Annotated in this window: 17 protein-coding genes; all 17 read left to right on the plus strand. The window is 33.0% G+C overall.

Annotated elements, in window-relative coordinates:
- Positions 1 to 51: 51 nt before the first annotated feature.
- Positions 52 to 645, plus strand: a complete 594-nt coding sequence (locus ACYQ3D_RS05455; protein ID WP_459836938.1) for a nucleotidyltransferase family protein — start codon at positions 52 to 54, stop codon at positions 643 to 645.
- A gap of 112 nt (positions 646 to 757) precedes the next feature.
- Entirely contained in the window at positions 758 to 1,534 is a 777-nt protein-coding gene (gene yqeC, locus ACYQ3D_RS05460) for a selenium cofactor biosynthesis protein YqeC (RefSeq protein ID WP_459836939.1), read from the plus strand.
- A 2-nt stretch (positions 1,535 to 1,536) separates the two neighbouring features.
- The gene (yqeB, locus tag ACYQ3D_RS05465; RefSeq protein WP_459836940.1) at positions 1,537 to 2,361 is read left to right on the plus strand and encodes a selenium-dependent molybdenum cofactor biosynthesis protein YqeB; all 825 of its coding nucleotides are present in this window, start codon (positions 1,537 to 1,539) and stop codon (positions 2,359 to 2,361) included.
- Between the two features lie 7 nt (positions 2,362 to 2,368).
- Complete coding sequence (locus ACYQ3D_RS05470; RefSeq protein ID WP_459836942.1) at positions 2,369 to 3,139, plus strand: XdhC family protein; 771 nt, start codon at positions 2,369 to 2,371, stop codon at positions 3,137 to 3,139.
- Complete coding sequence (locus ACYQ3D_RS05475; RefSeq protein WP_459836944.1) at positions 3,139 to 3,462, plus strand: XdhC family protein; 324 nt, start codon at positions 3,139 to 3,141, stop codon at positions 3,460 to 3,462. Before ACYQ3D_RS05470 ends, ACYQ3D_RS05475 begins: the two co-directional genes overlap by 1 nt.
- A gap of 293 nt (positions 3,463 to 3,755) precedes the next feature.
- Positions 3,756 to 4,520, plus strand: coding sequence for a molybdate ABC transporter substrate-binding protein (gene modA, locus ACYQ3D_RS05480; protein WP_459836945.1), 765 nt, complete (start codon positions 3,756 to 3,758; stop codon positions 4,518 to 4,520).
- A gap of 30 nt (positions 4,521 to 4,550) precedes the next feature.
- Positions 4,551 to 5,345: an ABC transporter permease gene (locus tag ACYQ3D_RS05485; RefSeq protein WP_459836947.1), complete on the plus strand. Its 795-nt coding sequence runs from the start codon at positions 4,551 to 4,553 to the stop codon at positions 5,343 to 5,345.
- A gap of 6 nt (positions 5,346 to 5,351) precedes the next feature.
- Complete coding sequence (locus ACYQ3D_RS05490) at positions 5,352 to 6,008, plus strand: ABC transporter ATP-binding protein (RefSeq protein ID WP_459836948.1); 657 nt, start codon at positions 5,352 to 5,354, stop codon at positions 6,006 to 6,008.
- A gap of 64 nt (positions 6,009 to 6,072) precedes the next feature.
- The gene (locus tag ACYQ3D_RS05495) at positions 6,073 to 7,098 is read left to right on the plus strand and encodes a molybdopterin-binding protein (protein WP_459836949.1); all 1,026 of its coding nucleotides are present in this window, start codon (positions 6,073 to 6,075) and stop codon (positions 7,096 to 7,098) included.
- Between the two features lie 100 nt (positions 7,099 to 7,198).
- Entirely contained in the window at positions 7,199 to 8,560 is a 1,362-nt protein-coding gene (hydA, locus tag ACYQ3D_RS05500; RefSeq protein ID WP_459836951.1) for a dihydropyrimidinase, read from the plus strand.
- Between the two features lie 111 nt (positions 8,561 to 8,671).
- The gene (moaA, locus tag ACYQ3D_RS05505) at positions 8,672 to 9,658 is read left to right on the plus strand and encodes a GTP 3',8-cyclase MoaA (RefSeq protein ID WP_459836952.1); all 987 of its coding nucleotides are present in this window, start codon (positions 8,672 to 8,674) and stop codon (positions 9,656 to 9,658) included.
- Positions 9,659 to 9,677: 19 nt separating this feature from the next.
- Entirely contained in the window at positions 9,678 to 10,529 is an 852-nt protein-coding gene (locus ACYQ3D_RS05510) for a sulfide/dihydroorotate dehydrogenase-like FAD/NAD-binding protein (RefSeq protein ID WP_459836953.1), read from the plus strand.
- Positions 10,511 to 11,887 carry an NADPH-dependent glutamate synthase gene (gene gltA / locus ACYQ3D_RS05515; RefSeq protein WP_459836955.1) on the plus strand — a complete coding sequence of 459 codons (1,377 nt, stop codon included), beginning with the start codon at positions 10,511 to 10,513 and terminating at the stop codon, positions 11,885 to 11,887. Before ACYQ3D_RS05510 ends, gltA begins: the two co-directional genes overlap by 19 nt.
- A gap of 25 nt (positions 11,888 to 11,912) precedes the next feature.
- Positions 11,913 to 12,779, plus strand: coding sequence for a winged helix-turn-helix domain-containing protein (locus ACYQ3D_RS05520; RefSeq protein ID WP_459836956.1), 867 nt, complete (start codon positions 11,913 to 11,915; stop codon positions 12,777 to 12,779).
- A 95-nt stretch (positions 12,780 to 12,874) separates the two neighbouring features.
- Positions 12,875 to 13,807: a carbamate kinase gene (gene arcC, locus ACYQ3D_RS05525; RefSeq protein ID WP_459836958.1), complete on the plus strand. Its 933-nt coding sequence runs from the start codon at positions 12,875 to 12,877 to the stop codon at positions 13,805 to 13,807.
- A gap of 31 nt (positions 13,808 to 13,838) precedes the next feature.
- A complete protein-coding gene (locus ACYQ3D_RS05530) occupies positions 13,839 to 14,432 on the plus strand; it encodes a nucleotidyltransferase family protein (RefSeq protein WP_459836959.1) in 594 nt (197 codons plus the stop codon).
- Positions 14,433 to 14,494: 62 nt separating this feature from the next.
- On the plus strand, positions 14,495 to 15,154 hold the full coding sequence (locus ACYQ3D_RS05535) for a helix-turn-helix transcriptional regulator (RefSeq protein WP_459836961.1): 660 nt from the start codon (positions 14,495 to 14,497) through the stop codon (positions 15,152 to 15,154).
- Positions 15,155 to 15,167: the final 13 nt, after the last annotated feature.

Genomic DNA, 15,167 nt, shown 5'->3' on the forward strand with positions numbered 1-15,167 from the left:
GAAATTAATTTCTCTCCTTGCAAATCAAATGATAAGGATGTGTTTAGATCAATGATTACAGCAATTATATTAGCAGCAGGTGAAGGAAGTAGAATGGGAACTCTAAAACAATTACTACCTTGGAAAGATAGTACAATTCTGGAGACAGTAATTAAAAATATTGCTGACTCTAGATTTATTGATGATGAAATTAGAGTTGTTTTGGGAGCCCAAGCTGGTAGAGTTGAAGCTGTTTTAGAAAATTGGAGTGAAACTAGATTGAAAGTGTTTAAAAATAACAATTATAAAGAAGGGATGTTGACTAGTGTATGGCAAGGGATAACTAATCTTCCTAATTCTACAGAGTATATTATGTTAGCGTTAGGAGATCAACCTTTAATTAGTACTGATGTTTTTAATCTAGTTTTAAAAGAATGTTTAAGTAAGCAACCAGAGATAATGGTGCCAGTAGTTAATGGAAGCAGAGGTCATCCTTTGCTGATAAATACAGATTTAATTTCTGAAATTTATGATCTTGAAAAAGAAGGTGGTTTGCGTAATCTATTATGCAAATATCCAGATAAGATATATCATTTTCCTATTAATGATGAAAGTATTATTATTGATCTTGATTATTATACTGAGTACACAAAGTATAAACGGTAATATGTATATAATTTATAACATAAACATTAATTAGTATAGTGGTTATATAAGTTTATCAGCGTTATATGAGGTTAAGTATAACGCCAATTGATTGAATTAAGGAGTGAATAAGATGGAACAACAATTACAAAAATCATTAGGTATTAAACAAGGAGATCTAGTTACAGTAGTAGGAGCAGGGGGGAAGACAGCAACGATCATTGCTTTGGTACAAGAACCAATTAAACAACGATTATTAGTTACAACAACTACTCATTTTACTGAATTTGATCAGTTTTCCAATCTAGAAATCATGGGGGAAGATACTATCCAGATAATAAATAAACTAACTGATATCTGGCAAAAGGAAGCTCAACAGAAGGTAGTTGTAGGAAGGAAACTAATTAATTATCAGGCAACAGGAGTTAGTTATAAAATTAAGGGGATATTACCAACGGAGATAGATAAGCTTAAGTTAGTCTTTTCTGATCTTAATATATTAGTTGAAGGAGATGGTTCTGCTGGTAAACCTATTAAGGCTCCAGCCTCTTATGAGCCAGTAGTCCCTAATGAAACTGATATATTAATTCCCGTTTTAGGAATGAGTGGTTTAGGAAAAGAAATTAATGATCAGTATTGTCATCGTTTAAAACAACTGACAAGATTAACCGATAAAAATGTAATAGATAAAGAATTAATAGTTAAGATACTAACTTCAGTTAATTCCTATGGATATTATCAGAATAAGGTTAGAAATTACATACCTATTTTAAATCAAGTGGAAGAAAACAATTTAGCTAAAATAAGAAAGATTGCTTTTGAGTTAGTAGAAAAAGGGATAAAAAAAGTAATTCTTGCTAATACTCGAAATTTTGACCCAGTACTACAAGTAGTGAGAAGAGGGGGATAATTATGTGGAGGAATGTACCTATAACAAATGTGTTACTTAAAGGTGGAGGAGATTTAGCCTCAGGAATTGCCTATAGATTATACCAAAGTGGTTTTAAGGTAGCAATTAGTGAGATTAGGGAACCGCTGATGGTGAGAAGAACTGTTTCTTTTGCTGAGTCTGTATATAGAGGAAAGTATGAAGTAGAAGGAGTAACAGCTCAATTTGTTACCGATTGGAACTCATTTAAGGAGATCATAAATAAAGGAGGGATACCTGTATTTACTCAGGATAATTTATCATATTTCAAAGAAAAGTTTGCTCCCCAGGTAGTAATAGATGGGCGGATGTTAAAGCGAAACCAAGCTACTAATTTAAATGAAGCTCCTCTAGTTATTGGAGTTGGCCCTGGTTTTAAGGCAGGAGAAGATGTAGATGCAGTTATTGAAAGTTGCCGAGGGCATTATTTAGGTAGAGCGATTTATCAAGGAACTACTCTTCCTAACACAGGTCAGCCAGGTGAAATCATGGGATATACTCACAAAAGGGTTTTACGTGCTCCTTGTGATGGTGTATTTGAAAGTGACAAGAAGTTAGGTTCCGAAATTGAGGCAGGCGAACTGTTTGGTAGGGTAAATGATAGGCCAGTAAAGGCAGAGCTAAGTGGTGTGATTAGAGGTCAGATTCATTCTGGGATTTATGTTGAAGAGGGGTTTAAAATAGGTGATATAGATCCTAGGAATCAACGAGGTTACTATAATAAGATTTCTGATAAGGCTCTTGCGGTTGGTGGTGGGGTGTTAGAAGCCATTTTACATCTGGCCAATAAAAAACCAGAGAAAGGATGAGTTAAAAGTGAAACAAATTGAATTTTATAGAAAAATAGCAACTGCTTATAAGCAAAAAGAAAAATCTGTAATAGGTACAATTACAGCTGTGGAGAGTACTAGTGATTTTGAATCTAACCCTGTAGGTAGTAAACTGCTTGTGAATCAGTCAGATAGAATAGTTTATCCAGCTAATAGGATGGAATTGTGGCAAGTTATCATGGATAATATTGGTAGTTTTAATTCACTAATAGATTTGCAACAGCCAGTATTAAATAAGGTACAAGTTGATCAGAAAACTGAAGTTGAGGTTTATTTTGAGCCAGTGATAGAAGAACCGCGATTAGTGATTTTTGGAGCAGGACATGTTGCTCAATCTTTAGCTCAGGTAGGTAAAATGACAGATTTTAAGGTTACTGTAATGGATGATAGACAAGATATGGTGACTAGGGAACGTTATCCTAAGGCTGATAAATTAGTCTGTGCTGATTTCGATAACTATTTACAAGATTTAAAGATAAAAGAAAATGATTATTTAGTTATTGTGACAAGAGGTCATCAACATGACTATGATGTTTTACGAGAGGTTATTACAAGTAAAGCAAAGTATATAGGAATGATTGGTAGTAGTCGTAAAGTAAAGATATTATTTAATCAGTTTCGAGCTGAAGAAGGGTTTAGCCAAGAATTAATAGATAAGGTTCATGCTCCAATTGGTGTAGATATTGGTAGTGAAACTCCAGCAGAAATAGCAATATCTATTATTGCAGAAATAATTTCTATAAGGAGGGGTAAGTAATGGATAGAGAGATAGTGAATAAGATTATAGATTATGAGGGGCCAGGTGATTATATAGCTCTTGCTACTGTTATTTTCGCTACAGGTTCTTCACCTAGAGATATTGGAGCACAAATGTTAGTTTATCCTGATGGTACTATTAAAGGGACAGTTGGGGGAGGAGCATCTGAAGCAGAAACTATTGAAACTGCACAAGATTTAATCCAGATAGGAGAGGATAAGAAATGTTTTTTTGATATGAGTAATCAGGAAGTAGCTAAGGCTGGTGGGGTCTGTGGTGGTCAAGTTGCAATTTTTATTGAAACTATAAAGATAAATGATTAAGGAGACTTGTTAATCTGGTTAGTTATTTAATGGTAAAGTGAAATAATATTGATATATTGCGTCACCAGAGGTGACACAGTCGTGTGTCGTGTGCTGTGTGCTATCAGCCAATTCAAAACCTTTAAATTCAAAATCTAACCCCTTAAGATTACTGTGTTTTCAGAGGTTGAATTAGGTTTATAATTTTGAATTGAAGAATTTGAATTAGCTCACTGCTCACGACAGACAGCTGATAGCTGTGGCACGAAAGTGCCACTTTATATCAATTAAGTTATATATAAAGGGGGGGTAAAATGAAAAAAAGCAGTTGGGGATTAGTTTTAGTTTTGATTTTGTTACTATCTGTTACTGTTCAAGCTCAGGAGTCTTTATTTGTGTATTGTGGTGCAGGTTTTAAAAAACCTATGCAAGAAATAGGAAAGCTGTTTGAGAAAAAGTATGGCGTACAAGTCAATTATCAATTCAATGGTTCAGGAACCTTACTTAATCAGATTAAAACAGTTAAAAATGGAGACTTATATATACCTGGGGATATTAGGTATATTGAGAAGTTAAAAAATATAACAAGTGAAGTAGGAGAGACAAATAATTATATCTATACTCAAGCGCCAGTGGGTTATCATACACCAGTAGTTATAACCTCTAATAGCAATGCAGATGAAATTAGAGAATTTAGTGATTTGAATAAAGCACAGAATAAAGCAGTGTTAGGAAGTAAAAGTGCAGCTATTGGTCGAGTTACAGATAAAATTTTGGCTAAAGCTGATTTTACTTTAAATCCAATTGCTAAAATGGGGACAGTTAATCAAGTAGCTATGGCTATTGCTATGGGCCAAGGTGATGTAGGAGTAGTTTGGAGAGCTAATTATAAAGAATTCAAGGAGCAATTACAAGTAATTAAAATCCCGCAAGAAGTTAATATTGTTAAAGATTTGGCTATAGCAGTACTTAAATTTTCAGATCATAAGCAAAAAGCAGTTAAGTTTATGAATTTTGTTTCTTCCAAAAAGGGACAGAAAATTCTTAGTAAATATGGGTATAAAACGACTGAAAATTAAATCAAACTATAAATTAGTGAGGGAAGCCAGATGAAATTTAATTATTTTAAAATAATAATGTTTGCTGTGTTTATAGTTTTTATTGTTTTTTTAACTACTGTATTAGTGACTCCTTTGATCTATATTGAGGGAACAACATTATTATCAGTTTTAGTTAATAATCAAGAAGTTTATTATGCTTTATCTTTAAGCTTGCTTACATCATTAATTTCTATTTTGTTAGCTACTATAATTTCTTTACCTGTTGGTTATGTATTAGCTAGATATGATTTTAGAGGTAAAAAAATATTTGATATTTTACTAGATTTACCAATTATTCTACCCCCTTTAGTGATGGGATTGAGTTTATTAATTTTGTTAGGGCCAATATTAGGAGATCAGTTAGCTAAATTAGGGATCAGATTTGTTTTTACACCTGTAGGAGTAGTAATGGCCCAGTTTATGGTGGCTACGCCTTTTACTATTCGAAGTTTTAAGACAGCTTTTATTGAGATTGATCTTAACTTAGAAAAGGCAGCAATGACTTTAGGTGATTCTTATTTTCAAGTATTTAGAAGAATTACTCTTCCCTTAGCTAGAAATGGTATTGTATCAGGGATTAGTTTAGCTTGGGCTAGAGCAATGGGGGAGTTTGGAGCTACGGTAATGTTAGCTGGAGCGACTCGATTAAAGACTGAAACGTTGCCTATTGCTATTTTTTTAAATATTTCAACTGGTGATATGGATATAGCTATTTCTATTTCTTTAATTATGATTATTTTTTCTATAATTGTTTTAGCAGTCTTAAAAGTTTTTGCTAGAGGAGTTTATGAGTCTAGGAGGTGAAGAATTATGGTTTTAGACGTGACTTTAGAAAAAGAGATAGAAGATTTTAATATTTCTCAAGAGTTTACTGTAAATAATGAAATTTTAATTTTATTTGGCCCTTCAGGAGCAGGAAAAACTACTATTTTAGATTGTATTGCTGGTTTACAGGATCCAGACCAAGGGGTTATTAAACTAAATGAAGATTACTTATTTTCAACTGAAAGGAAAATTAATCTCCCTCCATTTAAAAGAGAGATAGGATATATTTTTCAAGAGTATGCTCTGTTTCCCCATCTAAGTGTCAAAGAGAATGTAAGTTATAGTTTAAATGGATGTAAAAGTGGTAAAGGATATAGATTTAGTGTAAAAGAGGTTTTAGAGATGTGTCGGATTACTCATCTACAAAAGCGATTGCCTTCTCAATTGTCTGGGGGAGAAAAACAACGGGTAGCTTTGGCCCGAGCTTTAATGAGCGAACCATCTTTATTGTTATTAGATGAACCATTGTCAGCTTTAGATAGTGAATTAAGAAAACATCTACAACGTGAAATTAAAACTTTACATCAAAAGTGGCAAATTCCTTTTATTTATGTTACTCATAATCGAGATGAAGCTGAATTTTTAGGAGATAGAATTTTACAGATTAAGCATGGTGGCTTAAGGAAAGTGAAGGTTATATAATATAAGTTATTATAATAATTTATTAAACTAAGACATAATAATTAGAGTAGAAGGAGGAGACTTGATGGAAATTAAAAAAATACCAGTAGATGAATCAATTGGTAAGAAGATAGCTCATGATATGACTCAAATTATTCCTGGCAAGTTTAAGGGGGCTAGATTTGAAAAAGGGGATGTAATTGACCAGGAAGATATATCTATTTTAAAAGATATGGGCAAAGAGCATATCTATGTTCTTTCTTTAGCTGAAGGTAGGATTCATGAAGATGAGGCAGCTTGTCGAATTGCTAAACAGGTAGTTGGGAAACATATAGCTTTATCAGAAGCAACAGAAGGAAAAATCACACTGACGACAAAGCAAAAAGGAATTCTCAAAGTAGATAAGGACTTGCTCTTTGAGGTTAATAGCACGCCTGAAATTCTTATTACTTCTAGCCATAATAATACCTTCTTACAGTCAGGAGATTCATTAGCTGGAGTAAGAATTAACCCCTTAATAATTAAAGAAGAGAAGCTCCAACAAGTTGAAGGTATTATTAGTAACTACAATATTTTTAAGATTGAACCTTGTGCTAATAAAAAAATAGGAGTAGTGGTTACTGGAAATGAAATTTATAAGGGGCGAATTGAAGATGAATTTGTACCAACCTTACAGCAAAAAATTAAGCGTTGGGGAGGAGAATTATTAGATTCAATTATTGTTCCAGATGATGTTGACCAGATCACAGAAGCACTATTTGACTTAAAAGAAGCTGGGGCGGAGTTATTGATTACTGGAGGAGGAATGTCAGTTGATCCTGATGATTTAACACCACAGGGGATAAGAAATACAGGAGCTGAAGTTGTTAAGTATGGGGTACCAGTATTACCTGGTAATAAATTGCTGGTGGCTTATTGGGATGGTGTACCAGTATTAGGTTTACCGGCTTGTGTTATTTTTGAGGAAGTTACTGTTTTTGATCTTATTTATCCTCGACTATTAACTGGAGAAAAGTTGACTAGAAATGATTTAATAGAATTAAGTTATGGTGGTTACTGTAATCATTGTAAAATATGTCAGTTTCCGCAGTGTTCTTTTGGTAAACTTTAAATAGTTAGGGATAAATTAAAACCACTTTTTAGTTAAAATTTTTTAATTTTACTTGAAATATTTGAATTATATCCTTTTAGTGATAGGGAAGGCGATAAATATGATTCTAAAAAATGGTAAAGCGGTTGTTGATAGTTCTGTAAAAGAGGTAGATATAAAGATTAAAGGTAGTAAGATTCTAGCTATAGAGAACGAATTAAAACCAAAGGAAGAGGAAGAAGTTATTAATTTAGCTGGTAAGTTAGTTTTGCCTGGAATTATTGATAGTCATACTCACTTTCTACTTAAATCTAGAGGTACAGTAACTGTTGATGATTTCTATTATGGGACTAAAGCAGCTGCTTTTGGTGGAGTTACTACTATTATTGATTATGCTGAGCAGACTCAGGAGTCTATTATAGAAGGCCTACAAGAGAGAAAAAAGGAAGCTAAAGGTGAAGCAGTAGTTGATTATAGCTTTCATCTGATTATTAATAAAGATTTTAATCCTGAGAGACACTTAAAGGAACTATATCAACTTCAAGAATTAGGAATTTCTAGTTTAAAAATATTTACTACCTATAAGGATATATATATGTTAGATGAAGATAAATTAGATATTTTATTTAAGGTTGCTGCAGATGCAGGATTATTAATTACAGTTCATGCGGAAAACAATGAAATAATTAAGTTACAAGAAGAAAAATATAAGCAGCTAGGTAAAACAGATATTAGCTATCATCCTGATATAAGACCTGGACTAGTGGAAAAGAAGGCAATCAAAAGATTAAATAAGCTGAGTCAAAAAAGGGGAACAGGACTTTATATAGTCCATTTATCTTCTAAGGAAGGATATACAGCAGTAAAGAAAGCTAGAAGATCAAATCCAAATCTATATGCTGAAACAGCTCCTCATTATTTGGTTTTAACTAGAAAAGAACTAGAAAAACCAGAAGGTAGATTGAGTTTTATGACTCCCCCACTAAGAGAAGAAAAAGATAACCAAATGTTATGGCAAGGAATTAGAGATGAGATGATAGATGTTATTGCTACTGATCATTGTGCCTTTGATGAAGAACAGAAAGCTTTTGGTAGTGACTCATTAGATATTCTTCCTGGTATACCTGGAGTAGAAACTATGTTACCGTTAATCTATACCTATGGTGTAGATCAGAGACGTATTTCAGTGGTTAAGTTAGTAGAGTTACTTGCTATTAAACCAGCTAAAATTTTTGGTCTTTATCCGCAAAAAGGTAGTCTGAAAGAAGGTACAGATGCTGATATAGTGGTCTATGATCCGGAAGTAGAGTGGACTTTGCAGGATGAAGTTTTACATTCTAAAGCTGGTTATACCCCATATCAAGATTTAACAGTTAAAGGAAAAGTGGATTTAACTATGGTTAGAGGAGATATTATAGTTGCAGATAATGAATTCACAGGAGATAAAGGTTATGGTGCTTTTCTTAAGGCTGAAATTGAGTAACAATCTATTTTTCATTTTGCTCTCTAATTTATTTTAAGAATTGTTTATGGAATTGAAGATATTTATAGAGCTAATTATAAAATAGCTGGGAGTAAAGAGGTGACAATGAAAATGTCGAATTTAATAGATGATTGCGGAAGAAAAATAGATTATTTAAGAATTTCAATTACTGATAGATGTAATCTGCGCTGTAAATACTGTATGCCTCCGCAAGGAATTGAAGCTAAGAAAAAGGATAGGCTTCTTAACTATGAACAAATAGTTAAAATAGTTAGTGCTGGTGTTGAAACTGGAATCAGAAAAGTAAGAATTACAGGTGGGGAACCGTTGGTAAGGTCTGAAATAATAAATTTAATTCAGATGTTAAGTAAAATCTCTGATCTAGAGGAGATTAGCATGACTACAAATGGTGTTTTGTTAGCAGAGTATGCAAAGAGTTTAAAAGAAGCAGGATTAGATAGAGTTAATATTAGTCTTGATACATTAGATAGAGTAAAATATAGAGAAATTACTAATAAAGATAATTTTGATAAAGTAATTAGAGGATTAAAAGAAGTTCTCAAATTAGGATTTGATCCAGTCAAAATCAATACAGTAGTCATGAAAGGAGTTAATGATAATGAACTAATGGATTTTGTTGATTTAAGTTATAATCAACCACTGCATGTTAGATTTATTGAATTTATGCCTTTAGGGGCTTCAAAAGAACAATATCAAGCTAGATATATTTCACTACAGGATTTAAAAGAGAAGATAAGAAGTAAAGTTGATCTAACCCCAGTTACCTTAGAAGGGAATGGGCCAGCAAATTATTTTAGTATTCCTAAAGGAAAAGGGACGCTAGGTTTTATAAATCCTATCAGTCATAAATTCTGCTCAGATTGTAATAGATTGCGTCTTACAGCAGATGGAAAGTTAATTCCCTGTTTAGATGCTAATGTAGAAGTAGATCTTAATGATCATGAAGATAAGGAGTTTAAATCTGATAATATCAAGCTAAAATTTAATAAAGCAGTTAGACTTAAGCCTTCTAATCATAATTTTAATAATATAACGCAGAGTATTTCTGATAGGAAGATGAGTCAATTAGGTGGTTAAAATGAAGAGGAGGGATTTAATGTATAGAATATTTGCCAAGGAAATTCTAGCTCCTACAATAACTAAGTTACAAGTTAAAGCTCCTGAAGTAGCTGCTAAAGCTAAACCGGGACATTTCTTAATTGTAAGAGTAGATGAGAAGGCAGAAAGGATTCCCTTAACTATTGCTGATTATAACCGCAGACAGGGAACGATTACAATTATTGTGCAGGAGGTTGGCTTTAGTAGTGGGCAGATCTGTAATTTAGAAGTAGGCAACGGATTTTTGGATTTAGTTGGCCCTTTAGGTAATCCAATTAAAACCGAAAGTTATGATAAAGTAGTCTGTATTGGTGGTGGATTAGGAGTTGCTCCGTTATACCCTAAGGCTAAGTCTTTAGCCCAGCAGGAAACAGAGGTAGTCAGTATCTTAGGAGCCCAAACAGAGGAAAAATTAATTTTAGAGGATGAATTTAAGGAACTAAGTGATCGATTATATATAGCTACTGATGATGGCTCTTATGGTCATGAGGGCTTTGTTACAGAAGTTTTAGCAGAACTGTTAGAAGAGGCGAATGATTTTGATCTAGCTATTGCTATTGGCCCGATGATTATGATGAAAGCAGTGGCTGATTTAACAGCAGAATATAATTTAGATACGATAGTAAGCTTAAATTCTTTAATGGTTGATGGTACAGGAATGTGTGGTGGTTGTCGAGTAACAGTAGGAGATGAAACTAAGTTTGCTTGTGTAGATGGCCCTGCTTTTGATGGTCACTTAGTGGATTTTGACGAGCAGTTGAGAAGACAACAATTTTATACTGAGCAGGAAGAGGAAGCTAAGCAGTGTCAACATGCTGGAGGTGAGCATCAATGTCACAAGAGGAACTAAAACATAAGATGCCAGAACAGGATCCTACAGATAGAATTGATAATTTTGGTGAAGTTGCTTTAGGTTATGATGAAGAGACAGCTATCAAAGAAGCTAAGCGTTGTCTCCAATGTTCTAATCCCAAGTGTAAAGCAGGTTGTCCAGTCGGAATTGATATTCCTGAATTTATTTCGTTAATAGTAGCAGGTGAGTTTGAGCAGGCAGCTTATAAAGTTAAAGAAAAGAATAATCTACCGGCTATTTGTGGGCGAGTCTGTCCCCAAGAAGAACAATGTGAAGCAGAGTGTATAGTAGGGGTTAAGGATGAACCAGTAGCTATTGGTCGTTTAGAACGATTTGTAGCTGATTATATCAGCGATACAGAACAGGTTGAACCAGTCAAACAAGATCAAGGTCAGGTAGCAGTAATAGGGGCTGGCCCAGCAGGTTTAACGGCGGCAGCTGATTTAGCTAAGTTGGGCTATCAGGTTACCATTTTCGAAGCCTTTCATAAACCAGGTGGAGTTTTAAGTTATGGTATTCCGGAGTTTAGATTACCTAATGAAATAGTTCAGCGAGAAGTAGAGAAGATCAAAGAATTAGGAGTAGAAATCAAATTAAATAAGGTAATCGGTAAGATCAAAGGAGTAGATGAGTTATTTGAAGAAGGTTATGATGCTGTATTTGTAGGGACAGGAGCTGGCTTACCTAAGTTTTTAGGTCTAGAAGGAGAAAATTTAAATGGCGTTTATTCAGCTAATGAATTTTTAACACGAGTTAATTTAATGAAAGCCTATAAATTTCCGAAGTATAAGACCCCAGTCCAGATAGGAGATAAAGTAGCAGTTGCAGGAGCGGGAAATGTAGCTATGGATGCAGCTCGGACTGCTTTAAGATTGGGAGCTAAAGAGTCAATGATTGTTTATCGTCGGGGACGAAAAGAGATGCCGGCCCGAGAAGAAGAAATAGAACATGCGCAAGAAGAAGGGGTAGAATTTAAGTTACTAAATAATCCGACTTGTATTTTAGGTGATGATGATGGTTTTGTAACCGGAATAGAGTGTATTGAGATGGAGTTAGGTAAGCCAGATGAGTCAGGTCGGCGACGTCCAATTTCTATTGCAGGATCAGAATTTAAAATGGAAGTGGATACAGTAATTATGGCTATTGGCCAAAATCCTAATCCAATTTTAATTGATGATACACCACAGCTTGAAACGACTGATTGGGGAACTATTAAAGTCGATGAAAAAACAGGTGCTACTAGTAAAGAAGGAGTTTTTGCTGGGGGAGATGTAGTAACAGGAGCTGCAACAGTAATTGAAGCTATGGGAGCAGGAAAAAAAGTTGCTCAAGCTATTGATGAGTATATAAGTTAAACAGTTATAATTGGAGGATTAAAATATGTTTTCAGTAATTTTATTTGTTGGTAGCGAGAAAAAAGAAATATTAGAAGTTATCTTAACTGATATATTAAATTCTGATTATATTGATGGTGAAATAAGAGTGGTTTTAAAGAAGCAGAGAGAAAAGATTAAATCAGTAATTGAACAAGATTATAATTCTAATTTAAAAGTAATAATCAATTCTGGAGATAGATTAGAACCTATTAAAAAAGCAATTGTTGATTTATCAGAAAATAATGAAAATTTAATCATGGCATCAACAGAGCAAGTAGTGAATAATAACAAATTATTTAACCAGCTTATAGAAGAGTATATTGCTAAAGAAGTTAAGTTGTTAATTTCTAGATATAAAGACCAAGAAGGCTATCCCCTAGTAATTGATAAGGACCTTATTGCTAGCCTAGAAGGTTTAAAAAGTCTTAATGAATTACCTATATTTTTTAAAAACCAGGCTCCAAAAATTTGTTACTATTTTATAAATGAAAAATACAATTTCTTGGGTCAAGTAAGTTTAGGAAGATTAAATTATAAATTTTGGTTAGAAGATGGAGATAAAGTTTTCGGTGATGGACCCTGTGATATTTTATTATTGGTAGATGAATATGGTTCGTTACGTAAGGCTGCTTTGGATATAGATATGTCTTATAGTCAAGCTTGGAATTTAATAAATGATTTAGAAGAGAAGTTAGGATTTAAATTAATTGAAAAGAAAGTTGGTGGTGCTTCTGGGGGTGGTTCAGAACTTACTAGCAAAGGAAGAATATTGATGAATAACTTTAATTCCTTTCGTCAGGAGGTAAAGAGGGAAATCACTAGGTTAGAAAAAAAGTATTTTAAGCAAAACTTATGGGCGAAATTAAAATAACTAAGTATTAATCTAAATAAGTTTAATAATTGAATATTAAGGAAGGTGACTTTAGGGAAGAATATTAATTTAATTATAATCTAAGGAGGGATAAAATGTCTAGAATGGTAGTGGCGTTAGGAGGTAATGCTTTAGGAGAGACTCCTTTAGAGCAGAGAGAAGCAGTACAACATACAGCAAAACAGATTGTTGAATTAATAGAAGAGGGGCATGAGATTATTTTAGCTCATGGCAATGGACCACAAGTAGGAATGATTAATCTTGCTTTTGAAACTTCAGCTCAATATGAGGAACAAATTCCTGAGATGCCTTTTCCAGAATGTGGAGCAATGAGCCAGGGCTATATAGGATATCACTTACAAAATGCTATTAAAGAAGAATTAAATACTAGGGAGATTGATAAACCTGTTGCTTCTATAATTAGTCAAGTTATAGTTGATAAGAATGATACTGCTTTTGAAAATCCTACTAAACCAATTGGGAGTTTTTATTCTAAAAGTGAAGCAGAGAGATTAGAACAGGAAGGTTATAATATTAAAGAAGATTCTGGTCGTGGTTATCGTCGTGTTGTTCCTAGTCCTACTCCAGAAGATATTGCGGAAAAAAATACAATTAAAACTTTAGTAGAAGAGGGACATATTTTAATTGCTTGTGGTGGAGGTGGAGTCCCAGTAGTAAGAGAAGATGGAGTTTTAAAAGGGGTTTCAGCTGTGATTGATAAGGATTTTGCTAGTGAAAAATTGGCTGAGATTTTAGAAGCCGATTTATTTGTAATTTTAACTGCTGTAGAGAAGGTAGCTATTAATTTTGGTACTGCTAATGAAGAGTGGTTATCTAAAATGGATGTTAAGACTGCAAAAAGGTATTGTTGTGCTGGTCATTTTGCTACTGGTAGTATGTTACCTAAAGTTAAAGCAGCAATCAAATTTGCTGAAAGTAAACAAGACAGAAAGACATTGATAACTTCCTTAGATAAAGCTAAAGAAGGGTTATTAGGGCAGACTGGAACAATTATATATGATAATTAACTTAATTTTTGCTTAATAGAGGGGAGTAAAAATGGTTTCAGCAATAGTTTTGGCTGCTGGGATGTCAACTAGATTAGATGAGGGTAAAGCTAAGCAATTACTTTCAATTGGTGATAAAACGATGATAGAAAAAGTTGTAAACAATTTATTAGCTACTAAAATAGATGAAGTAGTAGTAGTTCTGGGGTATCAAGCAAGTCAAATCAAGGAATTAATAGTCAATAAAGAAGTTAAAATTTGTTATAATCAAAATTATAAATTTGGTCAAAGCACTTCCTTGAAGAAAGGGTTATCAGCAATCACTAATAATTGTAAGGCAATTCTTTGTGTATTAGGAGATCAGCCTTTAGTAAAAAAAGAGACGATTAATCAATTAATTACTGAGTTTAAAGAAGGAGAAGGATTAATAGTAGCTCCGGAATATAAAGGTTATAGAGGTAATCCAGTAATTTTTTCAGCTGATTTAAAGTCAGAAATGATAAAGGTTAGTGGAGATCAAGGAGCTAGAGGATTAATTGACAAATATTATGATCAAAGTAAGTTAATCAAGGTAGAGGATCAAGGAGTTATTTTTGATATTGATACTAAAGAAGATTATTTAAAACTATTAAATATTATAAATTAAACTCTTAAAGAAAATAAGAATAGATTATTGTAGGCTAATTTTTATAAAAAAGGAGTGGTTTTGTGAATCAAAAAAAGGTTCCTAAAGAACTAGAATACTTTATTCCACTGGTAAGGTTTCTAGCTAATACATTAGGGGAATATTTTGAATTAATTTTATATGAGATTAACCAAGAAGAATCAGAAGCTTCCATTATAGCTATTGAAAACTCGCATATTAGTAACCGGAAGGTTGGAGATAAGGCCCCAAAACTTTTACAAGATATATCAAATTCAATTAAAAAAGATGAAGATATGATTTTAAATTATATAACGAAAACTAATGAGGGACGACCATTAAAATCTTCCACTTATTTTATACGTAATAATCAGAGAGAGATTATAGGAGCTTTTTGTATTAATCTTGATCTTACAAATATAAAAGTTGCTCAAAACTTTTTAGGAGAAATTTCTAGTATAGAAGAAGAAGATTCATTAAGAGATAAATTTCCAGAAGATGTAGACCAATTTTTAGAAATAATTATAAAAAATAGCTTAGAAGAAGTGGGCAAGCCTGTTCCTTTCTTAACTAGAGATGATAAACTTAAGATTGTTAAATATCTTGATGATAATAATGCTTTTAATATTAAAGATGCTATTAATATGTTAGCTGATGAGTTAAATGTTTCTCGTTATACAATATATAACTATCTTGATGAAGTTCGAGCGGACAAAAAAGACTAATTAGAATTTAATT

The sequence above is a fragment of the Halanaerobaculum tunisiense genome (assembly GCF_054657635.1).